This is a genomic window from Streptomyces sp. NPDC002104, from assembly GCF_053593795.1.
On the sequence record NZ_JBSFDF010000011.1, the window covers coordinates 117,055 to 132,094 of the forward strand.

Genomic DNA, 15,040 nt, shown 5'->3' on the forward strand with positions numbered 1-15,040 from the left:
AGTCTCGCAGGAGCACCGGACACTTCGTACGGGATTTCGGGCGCGCCTCGACACATGGTCGACCGATTCCGTCGCGTAATCAAAAGGCAACAACGGAATCACTTGGCCGAGGGGTTTACCTCTGCCAGGATCGGCACTCAATTCGAGCTGTAGCTCGAACTGTAGCTACGGAGAGCGTGAGAGCGTGATGGGCAACCGCTTCCAGGTCAAGGTCCAGGTCAAGGACCGATTCGGCGCAGGCGCGCAGTACATCGACGGGCAGCTGCGGCCCGGCACCTCGGGCCGGTCACACACCGTGGTCGACCCTGCCACCGGCGAGGAGGTGCTCACCTACGAGCTGGCCTCCACCGCGGACGTGGACGCCGCCGTCGCCGCCGCCAAGCGGGCCTTCCCGGGCTGGTCGGGAGCCACCCCCGGGGAGCGCTCCGACGCGCTGCACCGGCTGGCCGGGGTGCTGGCCGAGCGGGCCGAGGAGTTCGCGTACGCGGAGTCCCTGCAGTGCGGCAAGCCGGTCAAGCTGTCGACGGAGTTCGACGTCCCGGGGACCATCGACAACACCGCCTTCTTCGCGGGCGCCGCGCGCCACCTCCAGGGGCAGGCCGCCGGCGAGTACTCCGGGGACCACACCTCGTACGTGCGCCGTGAGGCGATCGGGGTCGTGGGCTCCATCGCGCCGTGGAACTATCCGCTGCAGATGGCCGCCTGGAAGATCCTCCCGGCGATCGCCGCGGGCAACACCATCGTCCTCAAGCCCGCCGAGCTCACCCCGCTGACCTCCCTGATGTTCGCCCAGGCGGCCAAGGACGCAGGCCTGCCCGACGGCGTGGTCAACATCGTCACCGGCGCCGGCCGGGACGCGGGCGAGCACCTGGTCGGCCACCCGGACGTGGTCATGACCTCCTTCACCGGGTCCACCGCCATCGGCAAGCGGGTCGCCGAGATCGCCACCGCCACCGTCAAGCGGCTCCACCTGGAGCTCGGCGGCAAGGCCCCCTTCCTCGTCTTCGACGACGCCGACCTGGAGGCCGCCGCCAACGGGGCCGTCGCCGCCTCCCTGATCAACACCGGCCAGGACTGCACGGCCGCCACCCGCGCCTACGTCCAGCGGCCCCTCCACGACGCCTTCGTCGCCCGGGTCGCCGAGCTGATGGCAGGCGTCCGCGTCGGAGATCCCTTCGACCCCGCCACCGACCTCGGCCCGCTGGTCTCGCACGCCCAGCGCGACCGGGTCGCCGGGTTCGTCGAGCGCGCCCGCGCCTACGCCACGGTCGTCATCGGCGGCGAGATCCCCGGCGGAGAGCTGGCGGACGGCGCGTACTACCGGCCGACGCTGATCTCCGGGGCGGCCCAGGACAGCGAGGTGGTCCAGTCCGAGATCTTCGGGCCGGTCCTCGTGGTCCTGCCCTTCGACACCGACGACGAGGGCATCGCGCTGGCCAACGACACCCCGTACGGTCTCGCCGCCTCCGCCTGGAGCCGTGACGTGTACCGGGCGAACCGTGCCACCCGGGAGATCCAGGCGGGCTGCGTCTGGGTCAACGACCACATCCCGATCATCAGCGAGATGCCCCACGGCGGCTACAAGGCCAGTGGCTTCGGAAAGGACATGAGCAGCTACTCCTTCGAGGAGTACACGCAGGTCAAGCACGTGATGTACGACAACACCGCGGTCGCCGCGAAGGACTGGCACCGCACGATCTTCGGGGACAGATAACCACGTAGAGCCGCCCGACCAGCGGTTCGCACCCATCCCGAAAGGGCACCTCCCATGGAGCAGTTCGAGCCCGACCGCCTCTCGGCGGCGCAACTCGCCGCCATGCGGCGCAGCCTCACCAGCGGGCGCGGCGCCCTCACCCGCCGCTCCGTGCTGCGCGCCTCCGGAGTCGGAGCGCTCACCCTCGGCGGCCTGTCCGCGCTGGCCGGCTGCGGCATCCCGCCGGCCAAGCGCGCGGAGGGCACCGCCGCGGCCTCCGACGACCACTCGGAGCAGGAGAAGGAGATCAACTTCTCCAACTGGACCGAGTACATGGACACCAGCGAGGACGAGAAGTCCCGTCCCACGCTGGAGGAGTTCACCAAGCGGACCGGGATCAAGGTCAAGTACACCGAGGACATCAACGACAACGTCGAGTTCTTCGGCAAGATCAAGCCCCAGCTCGCGGCCGGCCAGGACACCGGCCGCGACCTGATCGTCGTCACCGACTGGCTGGCCTCGCGCATCATCCGCCTCGGCTGGGCCCAGAAGCTGGACCCCTCGCACCTGCCGCACGCCTACGCCAACCTGATCCCGCAGTTCCGCAGCCCCGACTGGGACCCGGGCCGCGCGTACAGCTACCCCTGGACCGGCATCGACACCGTCATCGCCTACAACACCAAGGCGACCGGCGGGAAGAAGGTCGACTCCGTCACCCAGCTCCTCGACGACCCCTCCCTCAAGGGCCGCGTCGGCTTCCTCACCGAGATGCGCGACAGCGTCGGCATGACCCTGCTCGACCAGGGCAAGGACCCGGCGAAGTTCACCGACGCCGACTTCGACGCGGCGATCGGCCGGCTCCAGAAGGGCGTGGACAAGAAGCAGATCCGCCGCTTCACCGGCAACGACTACACCGCGGACCTCGACAAGGGCGACCTCGCAGCCTGCCTGGCCTGGGCCGGCGACGTCATCCAGCTCCAGGCCGGCAACCCGGACATCCAGTACGCGATCCCGGCGCCCGGCTACATCACCTCCAGCGACAACCTGCTGGTCCCCGTGAAGGCCCGGCACAAGGCCAACGCGGAGCGGCTCATCGACTACTACTACGAGCCCGCGGTGGCCGCCCAGCTGGCCGCCTACATCAGCTACGTCTGCCCCGTCGAGGGCGTCAAGGACGAGCTGGCCAAGATCGACCCGGAGCTCGCGGACAACGTCCTGATCGTTCCCGACAAGGCGATGGCCGCCAAGTCGCACGCCTTCCGCTCCCTCACCAGCGAGGAAGAGACGGCGTACGAGGAGAAGTTCGCCAAGCTCATCGGAGCCTGACGGGTCCCGCCGCCGTCCCCGCGGCACCGGGCACCCGTACCGGCACCTGCCCCTTCCACGACACACCACCGAAGGCCCAGGCCCATGACTGACAAGACCGAAGGCGGCGACGTCCGCCTCGCCGGGATCAGCAAGCACTACGGATCCTTCACCGCCGTGCACCCGCTGGATCTCACCATCCCCCAGGGCTCCTTCTTCGCCCTGCTCGGCGCCTCGGGCTGCGGGAAGACCACCACCCTGCGCATGATCGCCGGCCTGGAGGAGCCCTCCACCGGCACCGTCAGCCTCGGCGACCGCGAGGTCACGCACCTGCCGCCGTACAAGCGCCCGGTCAACACCGTCTTCCAGAGCTACGCCCTCTTCCCGCACCTCGACGTCTCGGAGAACATCGCCTTCGGGCTGCGCCGCCGCGGCATCAAGTCGGTCAAGAAGCAGGTCGACGACATGCTGGAGCTGGTCCAGCTCGGCCAGTTCGCCGGGCGCAAGCCGCACCAGCTCTCCGGCGGCCAGCAGCAGCGCGTCGCCGTCGCCCGCGCGCTCATCAACCACCCGCAGGTCCTGCTGCTCGACGAGCCGCTCGGCGCCCTCGACCTCAAGCTGCGCCGCCAGATGCAGCTGGAGCTCAAGCGCATCCAGACCGAGGTCGGCATCACCTTCGTGCACGTCACGCACGACCAGGAGGAGGCCATGACCATGGCCGACACGGTCGCCGTGATGAACGGCGGCCGCGTCGAGCAGCTCGGCGCCCCCGCCGAGCTCTACGAGAACCCGAGGACGACCTTCGTGGCGAACTTCCTCGGCACCTCCAACCTCATCGAGGCCGAGGTCCTGGAAGCCGGCGCGTCCGACGTCGTCGTCTCCTCGGCCGGTACGAAGCTGCGCGTCCCGGTGGCGCGATGTTCGACCACACCCCGCGCCGGCGGCAAGCTGCTGGTCGGGGTGCGCCCGGAGAAGATCTCCCTGGTGCACGCGGACGCCGAGGACACCGTCGGCGCCGGCCGCAACAAGGTCGCCGGCAAGATCGCGGCCTCCTCCTTCATCGGCGTCTCCACCCAGTTCGTCATCGACAGCCCGGTCTGCCCGGAGCTGGAGGTGTACGTGCAGAACATCGAGCGCGACGCCCGCCTCGTCCCCGGCGCCGACGTGATACTCCACTGGAACCCGGACCACACCTTCGCGCTGGACGGCGACCAGGACATCGACGCGGGCATCGAGACCGTCGAGGAGAGCGCGTGAGTGCCCCCGCGGCCCTGCCCGAGGCCGTCGCCGCCGCCGAGCCCCCGGTGCACAAGCCGTCCCTGAAGAAGCGACTGGTCCCGTACTGGCTGCTGCTCCCGGGCATCCTGTGGCTGCTCGTCTTCTTCGTGCTGCCGATGGTCTACCAGGCCTCGACCTCGGTGCAGACCGGCTCCCTCGAAGAGGGCTTCAAGGTCACCTGGCACTTCCAGACGTACTGGGACGCCTTCACCGAGTACTACCCGCAGTTCCTGCGCTCCCTGCTCTACGCCGGCACCGCGACCGCGCTGTGCCTGCTGCTCGGCTACCCGCTGGCCTACCTGATCGCCTTCAAGGCGGGCCGCTGGCGCAACCTGCTCCTGATCCTGGTCATCGCGCCGTTCTTCACCAGCTTCCTGATCCGCACGCTCGCCTGGAAGACGATCCTGGCCGACGGCGGCCCGGTGGTCGGCGTCCTCAACACGCTCGGCTTCCTGGACGTCACCAGCTGGCTCGGCATGACCGAGGGCGACCGCGTGCTCGCCACGCCGCTCGCGGTCGTCTGCGGTCTGACGTACAACTTCCTCCCCTTCATGATCCTTCCGCTCTACACCTCGCTGGAGCGCATCGACACCCGCCTCCACGAGGCGGCCGGGGACCTGTACGCCCGTCCCGCCACGGTCTTCCGCAAGGTGACCTTCCCGCTGTCCATGCCGGGCGTGGTCTCCGGAACCCTGCTCACCTTCATCCCGGCGAGCGGCGACTACGTCAACGCCGAACTGCTCGGCTCCACGGACACCCGCATGATCGGAAACGTCATCCAGTCGCAGTACCTGCGCATCCTCGACTATCCGACGGCGGCCGCGCTGTCCTTCATCCTCATGGCCATCGTCCTCGTCATGGTCACCATCTACATCCGCCGAGCGGGGACGGAGGACCTGGTCTGATGAAGAGCGCCACCACCTGGCTGCGCCGCAATCTCGTCGTGATCGCGGGGCTCGGCACGCTCGCGTACCTGATCCTGCCGAACGTCGTCGTCACGGTCTTCTCCTTCAACAACCCCACCGGGCGCTTCAACTACGCCTGGCAGGAGTTCTCCCTCGACGCGTGGAAGGACCCCTGCGGGGTCGCCGACATGTGCCAGTCCCTGTCCCTCTCGCTCCAGATCGCCCTGTGGGCCACCATCGGAGCGACGGTGCTGGGCACCGCGATCGCCTTCGCGATGGTCCGCTACCGGTTCCGGGGGCGCGGCGCGGTCAACTCGCTGATCTTCCTGCCGATGGCCATGCCCGAGATCGTGATGGCGGCCTCGCTGCTCGCCCTCTTCCTCAACATGGGCATCCAGCTCGGCTTCTGGACGATCCTGATCGCCCACGTCATGTTCTGCCTCAGCTTCGTCGTCGCCGCCGTCAAGGCCCGGGTGCTCTCCATGGACCCCCGGCTGGAGGAAGCGGCCCGCGACCTCTACGCGGGACCCGTGCAGACCTTCCTGCGCGTCACCCTGCCGATCGCGGCCCCCGGCATCGCGGCGGGCGCGCTGCTCTCCTTCGCGCTCTCCTTCGACGACTTCATCATCACCAACTTCAACTCGGGCAACACCGTCACCTTCCCCATGTTCGTGTGGGGATCGGCCCAGCGCGGTACGCCTGTACAGATCAACGTCATCGGAACGGCGATGTTCGTCATCGCGGTCCTGGTGGTGCTGGGCGGCCAGATGGTCGCCAACCGCCGCAAGAAAGCACAGCCCAAGTAGCACCCGTAGGGAGTTGGAAGACATGGCCCCAGACGCCATGCGCACCGCTGCACGATCTCTTTCCGAAGCGAAGCCGGTCTCGTACTGGCTGGACGACCCCGGCAAGCCCGCCGCCGAGCCCGCCCTCACCGGGGACGAGCACTGCGACCTGCTCGTCATCGGCGGCGGTTACAGCGGCCTGTGGACCGCGCTGATCGCCAAGGAGCGCGACCCCGCCCGGGACGTCGTCCTCATCGAGGGCCACGAGGCGGGCTGGGCCGCCTCGGGCCGCAACGGCGGCTTCTGCGCCGCCTCCCTCACCCACGGCCTGGCCAACGGGATGGCCCGCTGGCCCGACGAACTGGCCACGCTGGAGGACCTCGGCGCACGCAACCTCGACGCCATCGAGGAGGCCGTCGCCCGCTACGGCATCGACTGCGACTTCGAGCGCAGCGGCGAGATCGACGTGGCCACCGAGCCGCACCAGGTCGCGGAGCTCCGCGAGTTCCACGCCGAGGCCGTGCGGCTCGGCCTCGCCGGCCGCTCCGAATGGCTGGACGCGGACGCCCTGCGGGCCGAGGTCGACTCCCCGACCTTCCTCGGCGGGATCTGGGACCGAGACGGCGTCGCCATGCTCAACCCGGCGAAGCTCGCCTGGGGGCTGAAGCGGGCCTGCCTGGATCTGGGCGTACGGATCTACGAGAACACCCGCGGGCTGGACCTGGCCGGCTCGGGAGCCGGGATGGCCGTGCGGACCCCGTACGGCCGGGTCTTCGCCCGCCGGGTCGCGCTGGGCACCAACATCTTCCCGTCGCTGGTCAAGCGGGTGCGCCCGCTGACCGTCCCGGTCTACGACTACGCGCTCATGACGGAGCCGCTCACCGAGGAGCAGCTCGCCTCGGTCGGCTGGAAGAACCGGCAGGGCCTCGGCGACAGCGCCAACCAGTTCCACTACTTCCGGATCACCCCCGACCGGCGGATCCTGTGGGGCGGCTACGACGCGATCTACCCCTACGGCGGCAAGCTCGACGCCGAGCACGACCACCGGCCCGAGACGTACCTCAAGCTGGCCGAGCACTTCTTCACCTGCTTCCCACAGCTGGAAGGGGTGAAATTCAGCCACGCCTGGGGCGGGGCGATCGACACCTGCTCGCGCTTCTCCGCCTTCTTCGGCACCGCACACGCCGGCAAGGTGGCCTACGCGGCCGGCTACACGGGGCTGGGCGTCGGGGCCACCCGCTTCGGCGCCGACGTGATGCTGGACCTCCTGGCGGGGGAGAAGACGGAGCGCACCGAGCTGGAGATGGTCCGCACCAAGCCGATGCCCTTCCCGCCGGAGCCCTTCGCCTGGACCGGCATCACGCTCACGAAGTGGTCGCTGGCCCGCGCGGACCGGACGGGCGGACACCGCAACCTGTGGCTGAAGACGCTGGACCGCTTCGGTCTCGGCTTCGACAGCTGATCAGGCAACCGATCAGGCAACCGATCGGGTAGCTGATCGGGTAAACGACCTGCGCGCGCCCCGGGCGCACCACGCCCCCGGGGGTGTGACCCGCTTCACTACCACGGGGTAACGAAACCCGCGTCATACCTGCGCCCGGCCCCGCTCTCTCCTGTGAGAACGCTTCACCTCACCCACCAGAGAGCGGAGGCCGGGCGATGACGATCCCGGGGAACAAGACGGCAGTGGAGTGGCTGGTTTCGGTGGCGCCCGACCCGGACGCCACCCGGTGGGAGTGGGAGCGCAACCCGCTCGGGGTCGCCCTGCTGCCCGCCGGCCGCCGGTGGGACGTGCTGATCCTGCCGGGGGAGCTGGGGCGCATCACCCTCGAAGTACTGGACGCGCTGCTCGACCGGCCCGGCCCGGTGCTCGCCGATTTCGGCGACACCCGGCTGGGCTTCTTCGTGCCCCCGGGCACGGCGTCGCGCTGGATCGGGACGGGCGTACGGGGAGCCGGGCGCGGGACCTGGATCGTGGTCCCGTACCCCGGCCGGGCCACGGGCGGGGTGCGCTGGCTCGTCGTTCCGGACGGGCGGGGCACGCTCACCGATCCGGCGGTGCTGGAGCTCGCGATGCACGAGGCGGCGGCGCGCGTCGTGGGACGGACGGGCGGGAAGTCTTGACAAGAACATTGGTCTGGACCATCTTGGGCGCCGCTGCGCCTTCCCCCACGGCTCGCCCGCGCGCGGCCCGGCTCCATCCCCCCATGCACCGGAGGCAGTTGTGCGCCCCACTCGTCCTGCTGGCCCCACCCTCCCCGCCAGACCCACCGTCATGCGCTCCGCGCTGTCCCTCCTTACCGCCGCCGCCCTCGCGGCGGCCGGCCTCCTGGCCGTCGGCGGGCCGGCCACCGCGGCCGACGCCGACCTCGTCCGCAACGGCGGCTTCGAAGCCGGCCTCGACGGCTGGAGCTGCTCGGCCGGCAGCGGAGCCGCCGTCAGCTCCCCGGCGCACGGCGGCACTTCCGCCCTCAGGGGCACCCCGGCCGGGCAGGACAACGCCCGCTGCTCCCAGACCGTCACCGTCAAGCCCGACTCCGCGTACACGCTGAGCGCCTGGGTGCAGGGCGCGTACGTCTACCTCGGCGCGACCGGCACCGGGACCACGGACCCGCAGACCTGGACCCAGACCCCGGGTGCCTGGAAGCAGCTGAGCACGAGCTTCCGTACCGGCGCGAGCACCACCTCGGTGACCGTGTACACGCAGGGCTGGTACGGCCAGCCGCCCCACTTCACCGACGACGTGACCCTCGTCGGCCCGGACCCCGGCGGCTCCGGACCCGGACCCCAGGTCCCGGCCGCTCCCACGGGGCTCACCGCGTCGGCCTCCTCCGCCACCACGGTCGGCCTCTCCTGGGCGGCCGCGACCGGGGCCACCTCGTACAAGGTCTACCGGGACGGAGCGAACCCGACGACCGTCAGCGCCACTTCGGCGACGGTCACCGGCCTCACCGCCGCGACGACCTACTCCTTCCAGGTCAGCGCGGTGAACGCGGCCGGCGAATCCCCGAAGAGCGCCGCCGCCGCGGTGACCACGCCGAGCGGCCCCGGCAACCCGGGCAACCCCGGCCTGCCCGCACACGCCCTGGTCGGCTACCTGCACGCCAGCTTCGCCAACGGCTCCGGCTACGTCCGGATGGCCGACGTACCGGCCTCGTGGGACGTCATCAACCTGGCCTTCGGCGAACCCACTTCGGTGACCTCCGGCGACATCCGCTTCCAGCTCTGCCCGGTCAGCGAGTGCCCGAACGTCGAATCGGCCGCGGAGTTCAAGGCGGCCATCAAGGCCAAGCAGGCCGCGGGCAAGAAGGTCCTGATCTCGATCGGCGGCCAGAACGGCCAGGTCCAGCTCGGCACCACGGCGGCCCGCGACACCTTCGTCTCCTCCGTCAGCAAGATCATCGACGAGTACGGGCTCAACGGCCTCGACATCGACTTCGAGGGCCACTCCCTCTCCCTGGCCACGGGCGACACCGACTTCCGCGCCCCCACCACCCCGGTGATCGTCAATCTGATCTCCGCCGTGAAGACCCTGAAGGCCAAGTACGGCCCGGACTTCGTCCTGACCATGGCCCCCGAGACCTTCTTCGTCCAGCTCGGCTACCAGTACTACGGATCCGGCCCCTGGGGCGGCCAGGACCCGCGCGCCGGCGCCTACCTGCCGGTCATCCACGCCCTGCGCGACGACCTCACCCTGCTCCACGTCCAGGACTACAACTCGGGCTCGATCATGGGCCTCGACAACCAGTACCACTCCATGGGCGGAGCCGACTTCCACATCGCCATGACGGACATGCTGCTCACCGGCTTCCCCGTCGCCGGCAACACCGCCCGCGTCTTCCCGCCGCTGCGTGCCGACCAGGTCGCCATCGGCCTGCCGGCCACGACCAACGCGGGCAACGGCCACACCTCCCCGGCGGAGGTCACCAAGGCACTGGACTGCCTGACGAAGAAGGTGAACTGCGGCTCCTACCAGACCCACGGCACCTGGCCCGCCCTGCGCGGGCTGATGACCTGGTCGATCAACTGGGACCGCTTCGGCGCCTGGGAGTTCTCGAAGAACTTCGACGCCTACTTCGGCGGCTGACCGGCCGACTCGGAGGCGGCGGGGCCGGGGCGCGCACGCCCCGGCCCCGCCGTGCGTCCCCGGACCGCCGCGCGCACCCCGAGCAGCAGCGGCGTGCACATCAGGAAGCTGGCCAGCACGTCCAGGGGCCAGTGGTAGCCGCGCAGGATCAGGCCCGCCGCCGTCAGGGCGGTGAGGGCGGCCGCGAGGGGGAGGGGCCAGCGGCCCCGGGTGTACGGGCGCACGAGCACGGCCGCGCCCGCGTACGCCACGTAGGAGGTGGCAGTGTGGCCCGAGGGGTAGTAGCCGGAGGCCCAGGGCTCCAGGGGGCCCGGCCGGCCGGTCCACTCCTTCAGCGGGATGATCAGGGCCGGCACCAGGGCCATGGCCAGGGCCGCGGCCGCCGCGCCCCGGCGGTTGCCGCGCCGGGCGGCGTAGAGGACCGCGAGGAGCAGGACGGGGACCGCGACCGGGACGTTGCCGAGGTCGGAGAGGCGCTGGGTGACCGCGTCGGGGACCGTGCGCACCAGGGCCCGGCTGAGGGCGGCGTCCGGGACCAGCAGGGGCCCGGAGACGAGGACCTGCCAGGTGGTCAGGGCGAAGAGCGCGGCGCAGAGCACGCAGAGCGCCCGGATCCCCGGGCGGCGGAGAGTGGCCGGCCGCCCCGGAACAGGGGGGGTGGTTCCGGGGCGGCCGCCCGGATCGGGTTGCCGGGCGCCCCGGGGGGTTTGGGGCGTGCGGCCGTCCGATCGGTGAAGAGTGTGCGCGAACGCATGCCCAGTGCGGCGCTGGGGAAGCCCGGTACTGGTGTCGCTTCCGGTTTCCCGGGAGCGGGGTGTCTCACTCATCTGCAGAAACCGTACGGCAGCGGAAGGGGGACCGACAGCAGGAAAACGCTCCCGCCATCGGCCCCCCACACCTTCTTCACAGCGCCCGCCCGTTACCCGCGGTAGTGATCGCGGGGTGATCGAGGATCGGGTCCCGGCGTTCTACCGCCCGCGTCAGACGTTCGACCATCGTGCCACTCGGCGTGCCGCTCAACGCCTCGCTCAGCGCGCCGTCCTGAGGGCCGGTCAGGGGACCGACCAGAGGGTCGGTCGAAGGACCGGTCAGAGGGTCGGTCAGAGGGTCGCGAACGCGGCCTCGATGACGTCCAGGCCCTCGTTCAGCAGGTCCTCGCCGATGACCAGCGGCGGCAGGAAGCGGAGCACGTTGCCGTAGGTGCCGCAGGTGAGGACGAGGACGCCCTCGGCGTGGCAGGCCTTGGCGAGCGCGGCGGCCGCCTCCGGGTTCGGGGTCTTGGACGCGGGGTCCTTGACCAGCTCGATCGCGATCATGGCGCCGCGGCCGCGGATGTCGCCGACGATGTCGAACTTCTCCTGGATGGCCGTCAGGCGGGCCTTCATGATGGACTCGATCTTCTTCGCCGCGGCGTTGAGGTCGAGCTCCTTCATGGTCTCGATGGAACCGAGAGCGCCGGCGCAGGCCACCGGGTTGCCGCCGTAGGTGCCGCCCAGGCCGCCGCCGTGTACGGAGTCCATCATCTCGGCGCGGCCGGTCACGGCGGCGAGCGGCAGGCCGCCTGCGATGCCCTTGGCGGTCGTGATCAGGTCGGGGACGATGCCCTCGTCCTCGCACGCGAACCACTGGCCGGTGCGGCAGAAGCCGGACTGGATCTCGTCGGCGACGAAGACGATGCCGTTGTCGTTGGCGAACTTCACGATCGCCGGGAGGAAGCCCTTGGCCGGCTCGATGAAGCCGCCCTCGCCGAGGACCGGCTCGATGATGATCGCGGCGACGTTCTCGGCGCCGATCTGCTTGACGATGTTGTCGATCGCCTGGGCGGCGGCCTCGGGGCCGCAGTTCTCGGCGCCGGTGGGCCAGCGGTAGCCGTAGGCGACCGGGACGCGGTAGACCTCGGGGGCGAACGGGCCGAAGCCCTGCTTGTACGGCATGTTCTTCGAGGTCAGGGCCATCGTGAGGTTCGTACGGCCGTGGTAACCGTGGTCGAAGACGACGACGGCCTGGCGCTTGGTGTACGAACGGGCGATCTTGACGGCGTTCTCGACGGCCTCGGCGCCGGAGTTGAACAGCGCCGACTTCTTCTCGTGGTCACCCGGGGTGAGCTCGGCGAGGGCCTCGCAGACCTCCACGTAGCCCTCGTAGGGGGTGACCATGAAACAGGTGTGGGTGAAGTCGGCGAGCTGCGCGGCGGCGCGGCGCACGACGGCCTCGGCGGAGGCGCCGACCGAGGTCACGGCGATGCCGGAGCCGAAGTCGATCATGCGGTTGCCGTCGACGTCCTCGATGATGCCGCCGCCCGCGCGGGCCGTGAACACGGGAAGCACGGAGCCCACGCCGCCGGCCACCGTCGACAGACGGCGGGCCTGCAGCTCCTGCGACTTGGGGCCGGGGATCGCGGTGACGATGCGGCGCTCCTGCGGAACAGCGGTCATAGGGGGCTCCTGGGGGGTGTTTTCGGACGCACTTGTGTCTTTGTCCGCAGGCTAGGCCCGGGAGGCGGGGTCCTGCATGCGCCGATCGGGAGTGGTCCCCGCGTGTCCTTGTCCGTGACGGCCATAGGGAGGAATCCGCGGATGTCCTGTGGATCATGACCGGGTACGGGCCGCGGGGCGGTGGCGGCCACTAGATTGAGCGCGCAGTGCAGTGCAGGGACGCACGGATGCAGGGCAGCGCGGTCACGGGCAGGGGGCAGGGGTTTCATGGACACCGACGGCACGCACGGCGGCGAGCGGCGGACGCCGATCGGCACCGGGCACGTCCCGCGCCCGGCCGGGCCCCCGGGCATCCAGGGCCTCCCGCCGAAGCCCGCGCAGGCACCGGCCGCCGGACCGTTCCCCGGCCCGGCCACGGGCCCCACCCTCACCGACTGGCTCCGCGTCCCGCGCCCGCCCGTCGGCCCCGGCGTCTGGTCGTACGGGCACGTGCCGCGGGCGGCGCAGGAGCCGGAGGTCACCCCGACCCGCCAGCTGGTCAGCGGGGCGCTCATCTCCCTGCTGGCCGGGCTGCTGCTGTGGTCCCTCCTCTGGAACGGCTACCTCGGCGGCTTCTGGCTCTGGCCGCTCTACATGTTCACCCCCGACTCCTGGGCCGGGACGCTCCCCTCCGTCGTCGCCTCCTACGTCTGGTACGCCATCGTCGCGGTGACCCTCACCATCGGCTTCGGACGCCTCGGCCGGTGGCCCGAGCTGGGCCGCCGGATCCTCGGGGGCCGGGCGGTACGGGCCGTGGCCCCGGCGCCGCGGCCGGTGGAGCCCGGCGGCCCCGACGATCCCGCGGTCTGGGCCGAGGTGCGGGACGCCGGGATGGTGGAGGTGGCCGAGCGGCTCGGGGCCGAGGCGGTGGCCGGGCGGATGAACGACGTGGACTTCGTGCGGATCCGGCGCGCCTGGGAGACCGTACGGGCCGACCCCTCGCGGGCCCGCGCCTTCGCCGACGCCGTGCGGGACAAGGGCGCCGGCGCCTGCGTCCACCCGTCGGGGGCGCGGGAGCTGCCCGCCCGCGCCGCCCGGCACGATCTGCTCGCCCGGCAGGTGCTGCTCGGCACCGTCCAGGACGGCGAGCGCAACCCGTACGCCCGCCGCGGCAGCGGCGTCGCCCTCGACCCCGCGGTCCTCGGCACCTCGCTCCTCGCCATCGGCCCCTCCGGCGCGGGCAAGACCTCCCGCCTGGTCCGCCCCGTCGTGGAATCGCTGGCGCTCCAGGCCCTGGCCGGCCAGGCCGCCGTCGTCGTGGTCGCCTCCGTCGGCGCCGCCCTCGGACCCGACGAGGGCTACGACGTGGTCGTCCGCGTCGGCGATCCCGACTCCGTCTACGACCTGGACCTCTATGGCGGCACCACCGACCCCGACGAGGCCGCCACGCTCCTCGCGGAGGGTTTCGTCGGGGACCTGCCGGGGGTCGACGTGCGCCGCGCCGCCACCGCCCTCGCCCAGCTCCTCGGACCCTTCCGGGCCGCGTACGGCCGCTTCCCCGCCGTACCGGAGCTGCGGGAGCTCCTCGACCACGTGCCCGTCGGCCTCGCCTCCCTGCGCCAGGCCCTGGAGGCCGCCGGAGAGCACCGGATGCTCCGCGAGCTCGACGCGCGCGAACGCCAGCAGGGAGCCCCCGCCGACCCGGGCCCGGCCCTCGCCGACCGGATCGCACTGCTGGACCGGCCCGCCTTCGCCGGGTTCTTCGACACCACCGGCGCCGGACGGCCCTTCTCCCTGCGGGCCCTGGAACACCCCCTGCGCGTCCGCATCGACCTCCCCGAGCGCGGGCACGCCGACGCCTCCCGGATGCTGGCCCGGCTGCTGCTCGCCCAGTTCAACGCCTCCGCCGCGGCCCGCACCGACCGCACCCTCTTCGCGCTCCTCGCCTTCGACGACGCCTCCCACACGCTCACCCCGGAAGCGGTGCGCGGCATCCAGCGGCTCCGTTCGGCCAACGCGGGAGTCCTGCTCACCCTGCGCACCCTGGACGACGTACCGGAAGCCCTGCGCACCCCGCTGCTTGGGGCCGTGGGCTGCCGGATGGCCTTCTCCGGGGTCACCACCTGGGACGGCAAGCGGTTCGCCGAGACCTGGGGCACCGAATGGGTGGAGACCCGCGACGTCACCCACCGGACGGTCTTCGCCGACCAGCCGCTCACCCGGGCCATCCACGCCTTCCGGAAACTGGTCTCCGGCAAGGCGGTGACCACCGACGCCGTGACCGTGCGCCAGGTCGAGCGGGAACGCTGGTCGGCCTCCGACCTGGCGCACGTGGTGCCCCCCGGCCACGCCGTGCTCTCCCTGACCTCCGTCCGCGGCGAGCGGGCAGCCCCGCTGCTGGTACGGCTCGGCGGGCAGGGCTGAGCCGAGGCGACGGGCGGAGGCCGGAGGCCGGAAGGCCGGTCCGAGGGAGCGAACCCGTACGGGGTGGCAGAATCAGAGGGTGCCGTTCGTACGACACGGCGAAATACGCGGGGGTGGTCCACGGCGAGAATCCTCCGTCGGCACCTCGC

Annotated in this window: 11 protein-coding genes; 9 read left to right on the forward strand and 2 right to left on the reverse strand. The window is 71.4% G+C overall.

Features of this window, described 5'->3' with window-relative positions:
* Nucleotides 1-187 precede the first annotated feature (187 nt).
* The 8 genes from ACWCP2_RS12990 to ACWCP2_RS13025 all read left to right on the forward strand — a co-directional run bounded on the left by ACWCP2_RS12990 (nucleotide 188) and on the right by ACWCP2_RS13025 (nucleotide 10,053).
* On the forward strand, nucleotides 188-1,714 hold the full coding sequence (locus ACWCP2_RS12990) for a gamma-aminobutyraldehyde dehydrogenase (RefSeq protein WP_450908674.1): 1,527 nt from the start codon (nucleotides 188-190) through the stop codon (nucleotides 1,712-1,714).
* Between the two features lie 54 nt (nucleotides 1,715-1,768).
* Nucleotides 1,769-3,019 carry a polyamine ABC transporter substrate-binding protein gene (locus tag ACWCP2_RS12995; protein WP_450908626.1) on the forward strand — a complete coding sequence of 417 codons (1,251 nt, stop codon included), beginning with the start codon at nucleotides 1,769-1,771 and terminating at the stop codon, nucleotides 3,017-3,019.
* Nucleotides 3,020-3,103: 84 nt separating this feature from the next.
* Nucleotides 3,104-4,255 carry an ABC transporter ATP-binding protein gene (locus ACWCP2_RS13000; RefSeq protein WP_450908627.1) on the forward strand — a complete coding sequence of 384 codons (1,152 nt, stop codon included), beginning with the start codon at nucleotides 3,104-3,106 and terminating at the stop codon, nucleotides 4,253-4,255.
* Nucleotides 4,252-5,181 carry an ABC transporter permease gene (locus ACWCP2_RS13005; RefSeq protein WP_450908628.1) on the forward strand — a complete coding sequence of 310 codons (930 nt, stop codon included), beginning with the start codon at nucleotides 4,252-4,254 and terminating at the stop codon, nucleotides 5,179-5,181. Before ACWCP2_RS13000 ends, ACWCP2_RS13005 begins: the two co-directional genes overlap by 4 nt.
* Nucleotides 5,181-5,987 carry an ABC transporter permease gene (locus ACWCP2_RS13010; RefSeq protein WP_383942788.1) on the forward strand — a complete coding sequence of 269 codons (807 nt, stop codon included), beginning with the start codon at nucleotides 5,181-5,183 and terminating at the stop codon, nucleotides 5,985-5,987. Before ACWCP2_RS13005 ends, ACWCP2_RS13010 begins: the two co-directional genes overlap by 1 nt.
* Before the next feature lie 22 nt (nucleotides 5,988-6,009).
* Nucleotides 6,010-7,428 (forward strand): NAD(P)/FAD-dependent oxidoreductase, encoded by a 1,419-nt coding sequence (locus ACWCP2_RS13015; protein ID WP_450908629.1) that lies wholly within the window; start codon nucleotides 6,010-6,012, stop codon nucleotides 7,426-7,428.
* 197 nt (nucleotides 7,429-7,625) lie between these two features.
* The gene (locus ACWCP2_RS13020) at nucleotides 7,626-8,090 is read left to right on the forward strand and encodes a hypothetical protein (RefSeq protein WP_450908630.1); all 465 of its coding nucleotides are present in this window, start codon (nucleotides 7,626-7,628) and stop codon (nucleotides 8,088-8,090) included.
* Nucleotides 8,091-8,241: 151 nt separating this feature from the next.
* A complete protein-coding gene (locus ACWCP2_RS13025; protein WP_450908631.1) occupies nucleotides 8,242-10,053 on the forward strand; it encodes a chitinase in 1,812 nt (603 codons plus the stop codon).
* Here the strand turns inward: ACWCP2_RS13025 and ACWCP2_RS13030 are convergent.
* A complete protein-coding gene (locus ACWCP2_RS13030) occupies nucleotides 10,038-10,652 on the reverse strand; it encodes a phosphatase PAP2 family protein (protein ID WP_450908632.1) in 615 nt (204 codons plus the stop codon). The genes ACWCP2_RS13025 and ACWCP2_RS13030 overlap by 16 nt on opposite strands.
* A 501-nt stretch (nucleotides 10,653-11,153) precedes the next feature.
* Nucleotides 11,154-12,488: a 4-aminobutyrate--2-oxoglutarate transaminase gene (gene gabT / locus ACWCP2_RS13035; protein ID WP_382980915.1), complete on the reverse strand. Its 1,335-nt coding sequence runs from the start codon at nucleotides 12,486-12,488 to the stop codon at nucleotides 11,154-11,156.
* Between the two features lie 267 nt (nucleotides 12,489-12,755).
* Between gabT and ACWCP2_RS13040 the strand changes: the two genes are divergently transcribed.
* Nucleotides 12,756-14,891 carry an ATP-binding protein gene (locus ACWCP2_RS13040; RefSeq protein WP_450908633.1) on the forward strand — a complete coding sequence of 712 codons (2,136 nt, stop codon included), beginning with the start codon at nucleotides 12,756-12,758 and terminating at the stop codon, nucleotides 14,889-14,891.
* The last annotated feature ends 149 nt before the right edge of the window (nucleotides 14,892-15,040 follow it).